14 protein-coding genes are annotated in these 15,822 nt (G+C 71.7%); 10 read left to right on the plus strand and 4 right to left on the minus strand.

Features of this window, described 5'->3' with window-relative positions:
* Positions 1-105: 105 nt before the first annotated feature.
* The 6 genes from G9272_RS17185 to G9272_RS17210 all read left to right on the plus strand — a co-directional run bounded on the left by G9272_RS17185 (position 106) and on the right by G9272_RS17210 (position 7,719).
* A complete protein-coding gene (locus tag G9272_RS17185) occupies positions 106-1,176 on the plus strand; it encodes a LacI family DNA-binding transcriptional regulator (protein WP_171397402.1) in 1,071 nt (356 codons plus the stop codon).
* Positions 1,173-2,732, plus strand: a complete 1,560-nt coding sequence (locus G9272_RS17190) for a sugar ABC transporter ATP-binding protein (RefSeq protein WP_171397403.1) — start codon at positions 1,173-1,175, stop codon at positions 2,730-2,732. The genes G9272_RS17185 and G9272_RS17190 overlap by 4 nt, the downstream gene beginning before the upstream one ends.
* Entirely contained in the window at positions 2,722-4,674 is a 1,953-nt protein-coding gene (locus G9272_RS17195) for an ABC transporter permease/substrate-binding protein (RefSeq protein ID WP_171397404.1), read from the plus strand. Before G9272_RS17190 ends, G9272_RS17195 begins: the two co-directional genes overlap by 11 nt.
* An 84-nt stretch (positions 4,675-4,758) precedes the next feature.
* Entirely contained in the window at positions 4,759-5,748 is a 990-nt protein-coding gene (locus G9272_RS17200; protein WP_171397405.1) for a ribokinase, read from the plus strand.
* Positions 5,745-6,134 (plus strand): D-ribose pyranase, encoded by a 390-nt coding sequence (gene rbsD, locus G9272_RS17205; protein ID WP_171397406.1) that lies wholly within the window; start codon positions 5,745-5,747, stop codon positions 6,132-6,134. Before G9272_RS17200 ends, rbsD begins: the two co-directional genes overlap by 4 nt.
* A 364-nt stretch (positions 6,135-6,498) precedes the next feature.
* Positions 6,499-7,719 carry an esterase/lipase family protein gene (locus G9272_RS17210; protein ID WP_171397407.1) on the plus strand — a complete coding sequence of 407 codons (1,221 nt, stop codon included), beginning with the start codon at positions 6,499-6,501 and terminating at the stop codon, positions 7,717-7,719.
* Positions 7,720-7,775: 56 nt separating this feature from the next.
* Here G9272_RS17210 and G9272_RS17215 read toward each other — a convergent pair whose 3' ends face one another.
* The 3 genes from G9272_RS17215 to G9272_RS17225 are packed head-to-tail and all read right to left on the minus strand — an operon-like array spanning position 7,776 to position 10,914.
* Entirely contained in the window at positions 7,776-8,576 is an 801-nt protein-coding gene (locus tag G9272_RS17215; protein ID WP_171402033.1) for a sugar phosphate isomerase/epimerase family protein, read from the minus strand.
* A 35-nt stretch (positions 8,577-8,611) separates the two neighbouring features.
* Positions 8,612-9,766, minus strand: a complete 1,155-nt coding sequence (locus tag G9272_RS17220) for a dihydrodipicolinate synthase family protein (RefSeq protein WP_171397408.1) — start codon at positions 9,764-9,766, stop codon at positions 8,612-8,614.
* Positions 9,763-10,914, minus strand: coding sequence for a Gfo/Idh/MocA family protein (locus tag G9272_RS17225; protein WP_171397409.1), 1,152 nt, complete (start codon positions 10,912-10,914; stop codon positions 9,763-9,765). The genes G9272_RS17220 and G9272_RS17225 overlap by 4 nt, the downstream gene beginning before the upstream one ends.
* A gap of 276 nt (positions 10,915-11,190) precedes the next feature.
* Here G9272_RS17225 and G9272_RS17230 point away from each other — a divergent pair, with 276 nt between their 5' ends.
* The 4 genes from G9272_RS17230 (at position 11,191) to G9272_RS17245 (ending at position 15,169) form a co-directional block, all read left to right on the plus strand.
* Entirely contained in the window at positions 11,191-12,237 is a 1,047-nt protein-coding gene (locus G9272_RS17230) for a LacI family DNA-binding transcriptional regulator (RefSeq protein WP_171397410.1), read from the plus strand.
* Positions 12,234-12,617, plus strand: a complete 384-nt coding sequence (locus G9272_RS17235; RefSeq protein ID WP_171397411.1) for a hypothetical protein — start codon at positions 12,234-12,236, stop codon at positions 12,615-12,617. The genes G9272_RS17230 and G9272_RS17235 overlap by 4 nt, the downstream gene beginning before the upstream one ends.
* Positions 12,618-12,672: 55 nt before the next feature.
* Positions 12,673-13,461, plus strand: a complete 789-nt coding sequence (locus G9272_RS17240; protein ID WP_171397412.1) for a sugar phosphate isomerase/epimerase family protein — start codon at positions 12,673-12,675, stop codon at positions 13,459-13,461.
* Between the two features lie 388 nt (positions 13,462-13,849).
* A complete protein-coding gene (locus G9272_RS17245) occupies positions 13,850-15,169 on the plus strand; it encodes an MFS transporter (protein WP_171397413.1) in 1,320 nt (439 codons plus the stop codon).
* Here the strand turns inward: G9272_RS17245 and G9272_RS17250 are convergent.
* Positions 15,156-15,758, minus strand: a complete 603-nt coding sequence (locus G9272_RS17250) for an alpha/beta hydrolase (protein ID WP_171397414.1) — start codon at positions 15,756-15,758, stop codon at positions 15,156-15,158. The genes G9272_RS17245 and G9272_RS17250 overlap by 14 nt on opposite strands.
* Positions 15,759-15,822: the final 64 nt, after the last annotated feature.

A 15,822-nucleotide genomic window follows, 5' to 3' on the forward strand; every position in this document is an offset into this window, starting at 1 on the left:
GATTAACCCCCGTGTAATCGATTCCAATCCTTCGTACACGTCGATGTAATCGATTCCACGACCTCGACGTTTCATGAACCGAGTCCACAAGGAGGTGGGGCGGCGATGGCGAGCATCAAGGACGTCGCGGCCGAGGCGGGGGTCTCCGTCGCCACGGTGTCGCGCGTCCTGAACGACCATCCGTCGGTCAGCGAGGACGCACGCACCCGTGTGCTGGCCGCCGTCGAAGCGCTGGGCTACCGCCCGAACGCCGTCGCCCGGTCGCTGCGCACCGACCAGACCCGCACCCTCGGCCTGGTCATCAGCGATGTGCTCAACCCGTACTTCACCGAACTGGCCCGCTCCGTCGAGGAGGCGGCCCGCGCGCTCGGCTACAGCGTCATCATCGGCAACGCCGACGAACGGCCCGACCTCCAGGACCACCACGTACGGACCCTGCTGGACCGCCGGATCGACGGCCTCCTCGTCTCCCCGACCGACGGCGGCTCGCCGCTGATTCTCGACGCCGCGCGCGCGGGGACGCCGATGGTGTTCGTCGACCGGTGGATCCCGGGCGTCGACGTGCCGGTGGTGCGGTCGGACGGACGCGCGGCCATTCGGGACCTCGTCGCGCATCTGCACGGACTGGGGCACCGCAGGCTCGCCATCATCGCTGGCCCCGCCGCCACCACCACCGGCAGCGAGCGCGTCGAGGCCTTCCGGGCCGCCATGGCCGAGTACGGGCTTCCCCTCCCGGACGCCTACATCGGCCAGGGCGACTTCCAGGCGGAGAGCGGCCGTCGGGTCACCGAGGGCTTCCTCGACCTGCCCGAACCGCCCGAGGTCGTGTTCGCCGCCGACAACCTCATGGCACTGGGTGCCCTGGACGCCGTACGCGCGCGTGGGCTGCGGGTTCCGCAGGACATCGCGCTGGCCGCGTTCGACGACATCCGCTGGTTCGTGCACACCGATCCGCCGATCACCGCGATCGCCCAGCCGACGGGCGAGCTGGGCCGGGCCGCCGTGCGGGCGCTCGTCGACCGCATCGAGGGACGCCCCCCGCAGTCCGTCACCCTCCCGGCCCGGCTGGTCGTCCGCCGTTCGTGCGGCGAGCCGGCATCCCAAGAGCCGCCCGCTCCCGAGGAGTTCCCCGCCTCTCAGGAGCCGTCCCCCGTAATGAACAGGAGCCAGACGTGAGCAACGCGGACGAGTTGCTGCGCATCGAAGGCATACGCAAGACCTTCCCCGGTGTGGTCGCGCTCGACAGCGTCGACTTCGACCTGCGCCGGGGCGAGGTGCATGTGCTGCTCGGTGAGAACGGCGCGGGCAAGAGCACCCTCATCAAGATGCTCTCCGGCGCCTACCGGCCCGACGCCGGGCGGATCCTGGCCGGCGGCGAGGAGGTGCGCATCCATGGCGCGCAGGACTCCGAGCGCCTCGGGATCGCCACCATCTACCAGGAGTTCAACCTCGTTCCCGATCTCACGGTCGCCGAGAACATCTTCCTGGGGCGGCAGCCGCGTCGCTTCGGGATGATCGACCGGAAGCGGATGGAGGCCGAGGCGGCCGCCCTGCTGGAGCGGGTGGGGGTGAACGTCTCGCCCCGCACGCGCGTGCGTGAACTCGGCATCGCGCGCCTCCAGATGGTCGAGATCGCCAAGGCGCTCAGCCTGAACGCGCGTGTGCTGATCATGGACGAGCCGACCGCCGTGCTGACCTCCGAGGAGGTCGAGAAGCTCTTCGCCATCGTGCGCAGGCTGCGCGAGGACGGCGTCGGCATCGTGTTCATCACGCACCACCTCGAGGAGATCGCCGCCCTCGGCGACCGGGTCACGGTCATCCGGGACGGCAGGAGCGTCGGGCAGGTCCCGGCCGCCACGCCCGAGGACGAGCTGGTGCGGCTCATGGTGGGCCGCTCCATCGAGCAGCAGTACCCCAGGGAGCGCGCCGAGACGGGCGCCGCGCTGCTGTCCGTCGAGGGGCTCACTCGGGACGGCGTCTTCCACGACGTCAGCTTCGAGGTGCACGCCGGTGAGGTCGTCGGTGTCGCCGGGCTCGTCGGCGCCGGTCGTACCGAGGTCGTTCGGGCCGTCTTCGGGGCGGACCCGTACGACCGCGGAGCCGTGCGGGTCGGCGGCGCGCACCTCCCCCGGTACGACGTGAACGCCGCGATGGCGGCCGGGATCGGGCTGGTGCCCGAGGACCGCAAGGGCCAGGGGCTGGTGCTCGACCAGTCGGTCGAGGAGAACCTCGGGCTCGTCACCATGCGGGGCGCGACCCGTGGCGGGCTGGTGGATCTGAAGAGCCAGCACGAGGCGGCGGCGCGGATCGCGGGGCAGCTGGGCGTGCGGATGGCGGGCCTCGGCCAGCAGGTGCGCACGCTCTCCGGCGGCAACCAGCAGAAGGTCGTCATCGGCAAATGGCTGCTGGCCGACACCAAGGTGCTGATCCTCGACGAGCCGACGCGCGGGATCGACGTCGGCGCGAAGGTCGAGATCTACCAGCTCATCAACGAGCTGACGGCCGCCGGTGCCGCCGTCCTGATGATCTCCAGCGATCTGCCCGAGGTGCTCGGCATGAGCGACCGGGTGCTGGTGATGGCCCAGGGCCGGATCGCCGGCGAGCTGTCGGCGGACGAGGCGACCCAGGACTCCGTCATGGCACTCGCCGTCAGCACCACTCTTCACGACGAAAAACACCAAAACCACCAAAACGACGAAACCGAAGAACTGGAGGCCGGCCGTGGCCGCTGAGACGCTCAAGAGCGGGGCGGGCGCCGGTGGCGCCGCGGCGGTCCGCCGTCTGCTCCTCGACAACGGCGCGCTGACCGCGCTGATCGTCCTCGTCATCGCCATGTCGGCGCTGTCGGGTGACTTCCTGACCACGGACAACCTGCTCAACGTGGGTGTCCAGGCGGCCGTGACCGCCATTCTCGCCTTCGGCGTGACCTTCGTGATCGTCTCGGCGGGCATCGACCTGTCGGTCGGCTCGGTGGCGGCCCTGTCGGCCACCGTGCTGGCCTGGAGCGCCACGCAGCACGGTGTGCCGGTGGTGCTCGCGGTGGTCCTGGCCGTCGCCACCGGTATCGCGGCCGGTCTGGTGAACGGTTTCCTCATCGCCTACGGCAAGCTGCCGCCGTTCATCGCGACGCTCGCGATGCTGTCGGTGGCGCGCGGTCTGTCGCTGGTGATCTCCGAGGGTTCGCCGATCGCCTTCCCCGACTCGGTCTCGCACCTCGGTGACACGCTCGGCGGCTGGCTGCCGGTGCCGGTGCTCGTGATGGCCGTGATGGGGCTGATCGCCGCGTTCGTGCTCGGCCGGACGTACATCGGCCGTTCGATGTACGCCATCGGCGGCAACGAGGAGGCGGCACGCCTCTCCGGCCTGCGGGTGAAGAAGCAGAAGCTCGCGATCTACGCGCTGTCCGGTGTGTTCGCGGCCGCGGCGGGCGTCGTGCTCGCCTCCCGGCTGTCCTCCGCGCAGCCGCAGGCCGCCGACGGCTACGAGCTGGACGCGATCGCCGCGGTCGTCATCGGCGGTGCCTCCCTGGCCGGCGGTACGGGCAAGGCCTCGGGCACCCTGATCGGCGCGCTGATCCTGGCGGTGCTGAGGAACGGCCTGAACCTGCTGTCCGTCTCCGCGTTCTGGCAGCAGGTCGTCATCGGTGTCGTCATCGCGCTGGCGGTGCTCCTCGACACGGTGCGCCGCAAGGCGGGGGCGACCCCGATGGCGGCCGGGACGGGCAGCGGTGGCGGCAAGGGCCGGCAGGCGGCGACCTACGGTCTCGCGGCCGTGGTCACCGTGGCGATCGTCGGCGCGACCTCCTTCCTGCACGGCGGCAACTCGTCGAGCGCGAACCCGAAGGTCGGCCTGGCGCTGTCCACGCTCAACAACCCGTTCTTCGTGCAGATCCAGTCGGGCGCGAAGGCCGAGGCGAAGAAGCTGGGCGTGGACCTGACGGTCACCGACGCGCAGAACGACGCCTCGCAGCAGGCCAACCAGCTCCAGAACTTCACCAGTTCCGGCCTCGACTCGATCATCGTCAACCCGGTGGACTCGGACGCGGCGAGCAACTCGGTGAAGGCCGCCGACAAGGCGAAGATCCCGGTGATCGCGGTCGACCGGGGCGTCAACAAGGCCACGGTGGACGCGCTGGTCGCCTCCGACAACGTCGCCGGCGGTGAGCTGGCCGCCAAGACGGTCGCCGAGAAGCTGGGCGGCACGGGCAAGATCGTGATCCTCCAGGGCCAGGCGGGCACCTCCGCGGCGCGGGAGCGGGCGGAAGGTTTCGCCAAGGGTCTGAAGGCCTACCCCGGCATCCAGGTGCTGGCCCAGCAGCCGGCCGACTTCGACCGCACCAAGGGCCTCGACGTGATGTCGAACCTGCTCCAGGCGCACCCGGACGTCCAGGGCGTCATCGCCGCCAACGACGAGATGGCGCTCGGCGCGATCAAGGCGCTGGGCTCCAAGGCCGGCAAGTCGGTCCAGGTCGTCGGCTTCGACGGCACCCCGGACGGGCTGACCGCCGTCAAGAACGGCACGCTGTACGCGTCCGTGGCGCAGCAGCCGTCCCAGCTGGGCAGGATCGCGGTGGACAACGCGCTGAAGGCGCTCCAGGGCAAGAAGGTCGAGGAGACGGTGAAGGTGCCGGTGAAGGTGGTCACGAAGGAGAACGTGGCCGGATTCAGCGGCTGACATTCGGCGAGCGGGCGGACGGTCACCCGGGGGAACACCTCCGGGGGCCGTCCGCCCCGAGTCACGTATCAGGGGAGTCACTTCATGTACGACTACGACCTTCTGGTCGTAGGGTCGGCCAACGCCGACCTGGTGATCGACGTCGAGCGCAGGCCCGCCGCCGGTGAGACGGTGCTCGGTTCCGACCTGGCGGTCCACCCCGGCGGCAAGGGCGCGAACCAGGCCGTCGCGGCCGCCCGGCTCGGGGCCCGTACGGCCCTGCTGGCCCGGGTCGGCGACGACGCGTACGGGCGGCTGCTGCTCGACTCGCAGCGGGCGGCCGGGGTCGACACGGTCGGCGTCCTGGTGGGCGGGGCGCCCACGGGCGTCGCGCTGATCACCGTGGACCCGTCGGGCGACAACAGCATCGTGGTGTCACCGGGGGCGAACGGGCGGCTGACCCCGGCGGACGTCCGTGCGGCCGGTGGCCTCTTCCACGCCTCCCGGGTGGTGTCGGCGCAGCTGGAGATCCCGCTGGAGACGGTCGTGGAGGTCGTGCGCAGCCTGGCGCCGGGCAGCCGCTTCGTGCTGAACCCGTCACCGCCGCGCCCGTTGCCCGCCGAGGTGCTGGCGGCCTGCGACCCGCTGATCGTCAACGAGCACGAGGCGAAGGTGATCCTCGGCGAGACGGGTGTGAGCGAGGAGCCCGAGGAGTGGGCGCGGATCCTGCTCGCGAAGGGGCCGAAGTCGGTGGTCGTGACGCTGGGTTCGCAAGGCGCGCTGGTGGCGTCCTCGGAGGGCGTCGCCCGGATCGCGTCCGTGAAGGTGGACGCCGTGGACACGACGGGCGCGGGCGACTCCTTCACTGCGGCGCTGGCCTGGCGGCTGGGCGCGGGTTCCGCCCTGGCCGAGGCGGCGGCGTACGCGGCGCGGGTCGGGGCGGCGGCCGTGACCCGGCGGGGGGCGCAGGAGTCGTTCCCGACGGCTCAGGAGGTCGACGCTCTGTGCCGTGCCGACCCGGGGGACGACCCCCGGACCCCCGGCCGAGGGCCGGACAGCGTGCCCGGAGACGCACGGCGAGGTGACGCCCTGTGAAGAAGGCCGGGATCCTCAACCGTCATCTCGCCGGGGCTCTGGCCGAGTTGGGGCACGGGGACGGGGTGCTGGTGTGCGACGCCGGTATGCCGATACCGGACGGGCCCCGGGTGGTCGACCTCGCGTTCCTGGCGGGGGTGCCGTCGTTCGCGGAGGTGGTCGAGGGGCTGCTCGCCGAGCTGGTCGTGGAGGGCGCCACGGCGGCGACGGAGGTGCGGGAGGCGAATCCCGCGGCGGCCGGGCTGCTGGACGGGCACTTTCCCGAGCTGGCGCTGGTCCCGCACGAGGAGCTGAAGAGGCTGTCGGCCGGGGCCCGGCTGGTGGTCCGCACGGGCGAGGCACGGCCGTACGCGAACGTGCTGCTCCGGTGCGGGGTGTTTTTCTGAGGTCCACCGACCGAGGCGAAAAGCTTCGAGGGGGTCCGGTCCGTCGACCGGGCCCCCTCGGCTTTTTCCCCTCCGTATCAGAACCCCCGCGATCCCCCCGGATCCCCCTCCAGAAGCCCTGATGCCATGTACGACACGCGGAGGTGCGGAAGGGTTGCACGGCTTCCCAGAAATTTCTGACAGCCCGTTCGATGCGAACGGCAGAGCGAACAAAACAAGCCGCTGGCACATGCCATACGCATCAAACACCTCCCGGGCGCATTGCATCTCTTGTAGTGAACTGCGCAGGTCAAACGGGTGATGCGGGCAAATCACCCCCCATGATGTGGTCGTTCCCCACCCCCCTCCCGCAAGGAGCACGACCATGCCCGAGAAGACCGAGCCCGAGGTCGGTCCGTTCACGATCGGCGATCCGCTCGCCTCGCCGAGCAACCCTGTCGAGGTACCGGACCGCGACGAGGAGTGGACCGTCACCAAGGGCTTCACCTGGGTTTTCTACGGTGAGGGCAACAGTCACCTCACCCGCCCGGTGATCATCGCCGACGGCTTCAACCACGGAAAGAGCGACCTCAAGAAGCTCTACGAGTTCCTCGAGGGCGAGGAGTACGGCTTCATCAGCGCACTCCGTGAGCGTGGCATGGACGTGATCCTGCTGGGCTTCCAGGACCGCACGGCGTCCATCCTGGAGAACGCGAAGGCGGCCGAGGCGACCGTCCGGGAGGCCATCGCCCGCCGCGTCGGCGACCACCGGCTGGTCGTGGGCGGCTTCAGCATGGGCGGCCTGGTCACCCGCTACGCCCTCGCCAGGATGGAGAGCGAGCGCATCGACCACCAGACGGGGGTGTACTTCTCCTACGACACCCCGCACCGCGGTGCCACGATCCCCATCGGCGTCCAGGCGTTCTCCTACCTGCTCCCCCGGGGCCTGGACCTCAAGCCCCACCCCTTCACCCAGCAGATGGACAGCGCGGCCGCGCGGCAGATGCTGTGGCAGCACTACGACAACAAGACCGGGAAGACCGGCGTCGCCCCGGAGCGCGAGACACTGCTGACCGCACTCGACGAGGTCGGCCAGTGGCCGCAGATCCCGCTCAAGGTGGCCGTCGCCAACGGCCGCGGCGACGGCGTGGGACTGCCCGAGGTGAAGGCAGGTGAGGTCGCACTGCGGCTGGACGTCCGCTATCCCGGCACCACCTTCTACACCCAGGCCCAGGGTGACGACGTGACGGTCGCCTACCTGAAGCGGGCGTTCCCGGCGACCGAGAAGACCATCACGACCAGCGGCTTCCCCGAGCTGGACGGCGCGCCGGGCGGCACGCTCCTGACGTACGGGATCCTCGCCAAGTCGATGGAGGAGGCCGGCGGGCAGGCAGATCTGCGGCACGCCGAGGTGTGCTTCGTCCCCTCGGTCAGCGCGGTCGACATCTCGGACTTCGAGAAGCAGGAAGACCTGTACGCCAAGGTCGACGACCTCAACCCCGACAAGAGCAGCCTGGACGCGTTCCTCTGCTCGCCCACGACGACGGCGCACACCCTCCCGACCGAGGAGCTGTGCACCTGGCTGATGGACCACTTCGAGCGGTGACCGGCATACTCCGTCGCCCGCCTCGCACCAGGCGGGCGACGGACACCGTCATTCCGTCAGCGCACCACGTGCTCCACGAACCGTGCCGCCGTCTCCGCCAGGACCTCGCGGCCGTCGCGGGCCCACAGGGCGTCGTTGAACAGTTCGACCTCGATGGCGCCGGTGTATCCGGCCGCCGTCACATGGCCCAGCCACTCGCGCATGTCGATCGCGCCGTCGCCGATCTGGCCGCGGCCGTTGAGGACGCCCTCCGGGAGGGGGGTCGTCCAGTCGGCGAGCTGGAAGGTGTGGATACGGCCGCCCGCCCCCGCCCGGGCGATCTGGGCGGGGGCCTGGTCGTCCCACCAGATGTGGTACGTGTCGACGGTGACGCCGACCTGGTGGGCGGGGAAGCGTTCCGCGAGGTCCAGGGCCTGGGCGAGGGTGGAGACCACGCAGCGGTCGGAAGCGTACATGGGGTGCAGGGGCTCGATGGCCAGCTTCACCCCGTGCTCCTCGGCGTACGGGCCCAGTACCGTCAGCGCGTCCGCGATGCGTTCCCGCGCGCCGTGCAGGTCCTTCGAGCCGGCCGGGAGACCGCCGGAGACCAGGACGAGGGTGTCCGTGCCGAGGGTGGCCGCCTCGTCGATCGCCCGGCGGTTGTCGGCCAGGGCCGCGGCCCGTTCGTCCGGGTCGAGCGCCGTGAAGAAGCCGCCGCGGCACAGTGTCGTCACCGTCAGGCCCGCGTCGCGGACCAGCTTGGCCGTCCGCTCCACGCCGTACGTCTGCACCGGCTCGCGCCACAGGCCGACGTTGGTCACGCCCGACTCCCGGCAGGCGTCCGCCAGTTCGGGCATCGACAGGTGCTTCACCGTCATCTGGTTGATGGAGAAGCGGGTCAGGTCCGGGTTGCTCACTGGGTCACTCCGTACAGGGCGAGCAGGTTCTTCATCCGTTCCTCGGCCAGCTTGGGGTCGGGGAACAGGCCCAGGCCGTCGGCGAGTTCGTAGGCGCGGGCGAAGTGCGGGAGGGAACGGGCCGACTGGAGGCCGCCGACCATCGTGAAGTGCGACTGGTGGCCGGCCAGCCAGGCCAGGAACACCACGCCCGTCTTGTAGAAGCGGGTGGGGGTCTGGAACAGGTGGCGCGAGAGGTCGACCGTCGGGTCGAGCAGCGCCCGGAAGCCGGCCGTGTTCCCCGTGTCGAGGACCCGGACCGCCTCCGCCGCCAGCGGGCCCAGCGGGTCGAAGATGCCGAGGAGGGCGTGGCTGAAGCCCTTCTCGTCGCCCGCGATCAGCTCGGGGTAGTTGAAGTCGTCGCCCGTGTAGCAGCGGACGCCCTGCGGCAGCCTGCGGCGGATGTCGATCTCCCGCCGGGCGTCCAGCAGCGAGACCTTGATGCCTTCCACCTTGTCGGGGTGGGCGGCGATGACCTCCAGGAACGTGTCCGTCGCCGTGTCCAGGTCCGACGAGCCCCAGTAGCCCTCCAGCGCCGGGTCGAACATCGGGCCCAGCCAGTGCAAAACCACCGGCTCCGAGGACTGGCGCAGGAGGTGCCCGTAGACGTCGAGGTAGTCCTCGGGGCTCGACGCGGCCGCAGCCAGGGCGCGGGACGCCATCAGGATGGCCCGGGCGCCGGAGGCCTCGACGAGGGCGAGCTGCTCCTCGTAGGCCGCGCGGACCTCGGCGAGGGTCGCCGGACCGGTGAGCTGGTCGGTGCCGACGCCGCAGGCGATGAGGCCGCCCACCGACTTCGCCTCGGCTGCCGACCGGCGGATCAGTTCGGCGGCGCCCGCCCAGTCCAGGCCCATGCCGCGCTGGGCGGTGTCCATCGCCTCGGCGACGCCGAGCCCGTGGGACCACAGATGGCGGCGGAAGGCGAGGGTGGCGTCCCAGTCGATCGCGGCGGGCGAGTCGGGGGTGCTGTCCGCGAACGGGTCCGCGACGACGTGCGCCGCCGAGAAGACCGTACGGGAGGTGAAGGGCGCGCCGGTGGTGAGCGCGAGGGGCTCGGTGCGGGGCTCGTGGGTCCGCAGGGTCCCGTCGGCGCCGGGCAGCCGGATCGTCACAGCGTGACCTCCGGGACGTCCAGACGGAGGCCCTCCGAGGAGGACTTCAGGCCCAGTTCGGCGAGCTGGACGCCACGGGCGCCGGCCAGCAGGTCCCAGTGGTAGGGGGCGTCGGCGTAGACGTGCTTGAGGAACAGCTCCCACTGGGCCTTGAAGCCGTTGTCGAACTCGCCGTTGTCGGGCACCTCCTGCCACTGGTCGCGGAAGACCTCGGTGGCGGGGATGTCCGGGTTCCAGACGGGCTTGGGGGTCGCGCTGCGGTGCTGGACACGGCAGTTGCGCAGGCCGGCGACCGCCGAGCCCTCCGTGCCGTCGACCTGGAACTCCACGAGCTCGTCGCGGTTGACCCGGACCGCCCAGGAGGAGTTGATCTGGGCGATGGCGCCGCCGTCGAGTTCGAAGATGCCGTAGGCGGCGTCGTCGGCCGTGGCGTCGTAGGGCTTGCCGTTCTCGTCCCAGCGCTGCGGGATGTGGGTGGTGGCGATGGCCTGGACGGACTTCACCCGGCCGAACAGCTCGTGCAGGACGTACTCCCAGTGCGGGAACATGTCGACGACGATGCCGCCGCCGTCCTCGGCGCGGTAGTTCCAGGACGGGCGCTGGGCGGCCTGCCAGTCGCCCTCGAAGACCCAGTAGCCGAACTCGCCGCGGATGGAGAGGATCCGGCCGAAGAAGCCGCCGTCGATGAGGCGCTTCAGCTTCAGCAGACCCGGCAGGAACAGCTTGTCCTGGACGACGCCGTGCTTGATGCCCGCGGCGGTGGCCAGCCGGGCGAGCTCGAGGGCGCCGTCGAGGCCGGTGGCCGTCGGCTTCTCGGTGTAGATGTGCTTGCCGGCGGCGATCGCCTTCTTGATGGCCTCCTCGCGCGCGGAGGTGACCTGGGCGTCGAAGTAGATGTCGACGGTGGGGTCGGCGAGGACCTCGTCGACGTCCGTCGAGACGTGCTCCAGGCCGTGCCGCTCGGCGAGCGCCCGCAGGGCGTGCTCGCGGCGGCCGACGAGGATCGGTTCCGGCCACAGCACGGTGCCGTCGCCGAGGTCGAGCCCGCCCTGCTCGCGCAGGGCCAGGATGGAGCGGACGAGGTGCTGGCGGTAGCCCATGCGCCCCGTCACGCCGTTCATGGCGATACGCACCGTCTTGCGTGTCACGTCGGTCCCTTCGTAGGCGTAGTACGCGGTTGTGCGCGCCGCGTACGCCTCTTCCTGATCAGCGTTACAGCAAGCGCTTTCTATACAAGGAGAAGCTAGCCTCTGACCAGCGGTCCGGACAAGACCGTGTCCATCTCGAGTTGTTCGAGGGGGCGAACAACGGGGGTCCTGGGCCGTAAGGTCTGCTCGACACGCCCGGAACCATGCCCGGGTGGCAGCTGTCTACCAGGGCGTACGACGACGTACGACAAGATGCGTGACCGGAGGACAGACGAGATGACGGTGACCCTGGCGGACGTGGCGGCCCGCGCGCAGGTCTCGCCCGCGACGGTGTCGCGCGTGCTGAACGGGAACTACCCCGTCGCCGCTACCACCAGGGAGCGGGTGCTGCGGGCGGTCGACGAGCTGGACTATGTGCTGAACGGGCCGGCGAGCGCGCTGGCCGCGGCGACGTCCGACCTGGTCGGCATCCTGGTGAACGACATCGCGGACCCCTTCTTCGGGATCATGGCGAGTGCGATCCAGTCGGAGATCGGGGGGCCGGGCGGGCGGGCCGGCGGCGAACGGCTGGCGGTGGTCTGCAACACCGGGGGCTCTCCGGAGCGCGAGCTGACCTATCTGACGCTCCTTCAGCGGCAGCGGGCCGCAGCCGTGGTGCTGACCGGCGGGGCCATGGAGAACGAGCCGCACGCGGCGGCGGTGGCGGCGAAGCTGCGCAGACTCGGCGAGGCCGGGACGCGGGTGGTGCTGTGCGGTCGGCCGCCGGCGCCGGAGACCACGGCGATCGCGCTGACCTTCGACAACCGCGGAGGCGGGCGGGAACTGACCGAGCACCTGCTCGGGCTCGGACATCGGCGGCTCGGCTACATCGCGGGTCCGGAGGAGCGGACGACCACCCGGCACCGGCTCGAGGGCCACCGCGCGGCGCTGGCCGCGGCCGGCATCGAGGAGGACCCCCGCTGGACCGTGCACGGACGCTACGACCGCCGGGCCGGCTACGAGGCGACGCTGGAACTGCTGCGCCGGGATCCCTCTCTGACGGCGGTCGTCGCGGCCAACGACTCCGTCGCCCTGGGCGCCTGCGCGGCGCTGCGCGACTCCGGTCTGCGGATCCCGGACGACGTCTCGGTCGCCGGCTTCGACGACCTCCCCTTCAGCATCGACGCGGTGCCCTCCCTCACGACCGTGCGGCTGCCGCTGGCCGAGGCAGGAGCGCGGGCGGGGCGCATCGCCATGGGCCGCGAGGAACCGCCGCCCGGCGGGATCGCCACGGTACGGGGCGAGTTGATGGTGCGGGGGTCCTCCGGAGTGCCGCGGGGGTGAGGCTGCCCCTCGCTCACGACCGGGCCGAGCTGATCGAGGTCGTCCGGATCGGCGATCCCGCCAGGCACCTCACCTCGCGGGATCTGGCCGGTGACGTCGTCGAGGTCTGGGCAGGGGAGGAGGTGCGGCAGCTCCTGCACCTGGTGGGCGAGCTGCCGGACAGCCCGAAGTACCGCTGCTTCCTCCCCGGCTGGGGCATCCGCGCCTACGACGCCACCGATCCCGAGCCGCTCTTCGAGATCGCGTTCTGCTTCCGGTGCAACGGAGCCCGCGTCTGGGGACGTGAGGTCACGGAGGAGCAGCGACACCAGGACTTCGAAGCGGAGAGTCCGGCCGGACGGGAGCTGCTGCGCCGGTTCCGCGCCTGTGCCCCCGGGTGAGGCGTCGGCGGCCCCCACTGGACCCGGACCCCGTACCGGGGTGACAGTGGTGACCATGAAGCTCGCCTTCTCCACCCTCGGTGTTCCCGGTGCCCCCCTGTCCGAGGTGCTGCGGCTCGCGGTCGCGCACGGGTATCACGGCGTGGAGCTGCGCGCCCATCCGGAGGAGCCGGTTCATCCGGGGCTGAGTCCGGACGAACGGGTCGACGCCGCCGCCCGGTTCAAGGCGGCGGGCGTCGAGATCCTGGGGCTCGCGGGCTATCCGCGGGTCGCCGCGCCGGGCGACGACGAGCCCGTGATCGAGGAGATCCGGGAACTCGTCTCCCTCGCCCGTGACCTCGGGGCGCCCTTCGTCCGGGTCTTTCCCGGCGGCGAGGACGAGCACGCCGACGCCATCGCCGCCCGGCGGCTCGGCACCGCCGCCGAGTACGCCGCCGACCTCGGCGTACGCATCCTGCTGGAGACCCACGACTCGCACCGGACCGGCGCGGACGCCATCCGGGTGCTCGGCCTCGTCGGGCATCGCCAGGTCGGTGCGCTCTGGGACGTCATGCACACCTGGCTGGGCGGTGAGCAGCCGCACGAAACCTACGCGGCGCTCTCGCCGTATCTCGGATACGTGCAGGTCAAGGACATCGCCTCGGCCGAGGACAGCACTCCGCTGGCGCTCGGCGCCGGGGTGCTGCCGCTCGCCGAGTGCGTGGAGGTGCTGACCCGGAACGGCTGGGACGGGTGGCTGTGCTGGGAGTACGAGCAGCGCTGGTACGAGAACGCCGAGCCCCTGCCCGGCCTGCTGAGCGCCGGCCGCGAACACCTCGGACGGCTGCTGAACGACTCCGCGTGAGGGTTCGGCACCCGGCCTGACGCCCGGCGGGGCATCCGCCTGGCGTTCGGTCTGCTGCCCGGCGGAACAGGGGCGGGCGTACGGCGGGGTGTGCGGCCTGGCACCAGCAGGGCGTCCGGCGGGGTGTGCGGCCTGGCACCAGCAGGGCGTCCGGCGGGGTGTGCGGCCTGGCGTATGGCCTGAGGTGCGGTCTGGTCCGGCCGGACGTACTGCCTGGTCCCGGCAGAGCGTCTCGTCGGGCGTTCGGCCTGACGCCCGGCGGGGCAGGCGCCGGGCGTCACCGCAGGGCGTGCGGGGTGGGGTAATCGGGTGGCGCCTCGGGCGGGGGGCGGGTTAGCCTCCGCGCCGTGAATCAGCAGCCAGCGGCGTGCGGCGCCGTCGTTCCGTCATGAGTCTCCTGTCCAGGGTCCTGGTCGACGTTCGTCCTCTTCGTTCCTCCCCCGTCTTCCGGCGGCTGCTGATCGGGCGCACGGTGTCCACGCTCGGTGGCTTCATGACCATGGTCACCGTCATGTACCAGGTCTGGGACACGACCCACAGCTCGGTCTGGAGCGGCGCGGTCGGGCTGGCGCAGGCGCTGCCGCTGATCGGCGTCGGGCTGTTCGCGGGCGCCTGGGTGGACCGGGCCGACCGGCGCCGCGCGTATCTCCTGAGCACCGTCGGCTCGGCGGCCTGCTCCGTCCTGCTGGCCGTACAGGGCTTCACCGGGCAGGTGCCGGTGGCCGTGGTGCTCGCGCTGGTGGCGGTGCAGTCGTCGTTCGGGGCGATCGGCGCGCCCGCGGCGGGCGTGTTCCTGCCCCGGCTGCTGCCCAAGGACCAGGTGGCCGCCGGTCTCGCCCTGAACCAGGTCACCGGCCAGGCGATGATGCTGCTCGGGCCGGCCGTCGCCGGTGTCGTGCTCGGCTGGTGGGGCGTCGGCGTGTGCTACCTGGTGGACGCCCTCACCTTCGGCATGGCCTTCTACGGCGCCTACGGGCTGCCCGCGCTGCCGCCCGAGGGCGAGAAGTCCCGCCCCGGTGTCCATGGCGTCCTGGACGGGCTGCGGTTCCTGACCGGTCACCGTGCGGTACGCGGCGCGCTGCTGGTCGACCTGGCCGCCACCGTGCTGGCGATGCCGGCCAGTCTGTTCCCGCTCGTCAACGAGGAACGCTTCGGCGGCGACCCGCGCACGCTCGGTCTGTTCCTGTCCGCGCTCGCCGTCGGAGGAGTGGCGGCGACCGCCCTCTCCGGGCCGGTCACCCGGCTCGCCCGCCCCGGCCCGGTGATGCTCTGCTCCGCGGGCGTCTGGGGCGCGGCCCTCGCCCTCTTCGGCCTGACGACCAGCGCCTGGGCGGGCCTGGGCATGCTGGCGGTGGCCGGTGCGGCGGACTCGGTGGCCGTGCTGTCCCGGGCCACGATCGTGCAGACCCGCACCCCGGACTCCCTGCTGGGCCGGGTGACGGCGGCCGAGGCGATCGTCGGCCAGGCGGGCCCCAACCTCGGCAACCTGCGCGGCGGTGTGGTGGCCGGCTGGACCTCGGGCACGACCGCGCTGATCACCGGCGGCCTGATGTGCCTGGCGGCGGTCACCGCGGTGGGGACGACGACTCCGGAGCTGCGCGGCGCCCGTGCGGGCGGCACGGATCCGCAGACCCCGGGCCGGCCGGCCGCCGAGTCCGCCGCACCGGTCACCCCACCGGCCACCGCGCCGCCCGCTACCGCACCGTGAGCTTCGCCTCCCCGTCCAGGCACCACTCCAGCACCGACGGCCAGGAGCCGTACCCGGCGTCCAGGTCGAGGTGGGCAGCGCCCGGGAGGAGCTCGGCGGTGAGGCCCAGGGGGTCGCCGTAGGCCGCCTGCACGCCTTCCGGGAGGTAGGGGTCGTCGTCCCCGGCGACGAGCCGGGTGGGGTGCGGGAGGGTGCGGCCGTCGAGCCGCGGCCCGAGGACGTTCCCGGCGAACCCGAACCCCTCGACCTCCGGATACCGCGCGAGGACCGAGCCGGACGGCGGAGCCACCAGCAGCACCCGGTCGACGCCCGCGAGTCCCGGCAGGTCGCGGGCGACGGCGTGCAGCCAGAGCAGGACCGAGAGGCTGTGGGCGACGACCACCCGCTCGGAACCGGCGGCGAGCCGGTCGAGGTGGCGGGCCAGCTCCGTCAGCCACACCTCCAGGTCGGGGTCGTCCGGGTCGGGCAGCTGCGGGTAGACGGCCTCGTGGCCGAGTTCGGTGAGGCGGTCCGCGAGCCAGTGCTGCCAGTGGCCCTCGGGGCGGTGGTTCTGCCAGCCGTGGAGGATGAGACAGGAGCGCGTGGTCATGGGTCCGATGATTTCCGACCTCGTCGCGCAAGGTCCAGTTAATCTTTTCCGGTGGAACCCGTAA

Origin of the sequence: Streptomyces asoensis (assembly GCF_013085465.1) — a bacterium.
GTDB classification, from domain to species: domain Bacteria; phylum Actinomycetota; class Actinomycetes; order Streptomycetales; family Streptomycetaceae; genus Streptomyces; species Streptomyces cacaoi_A.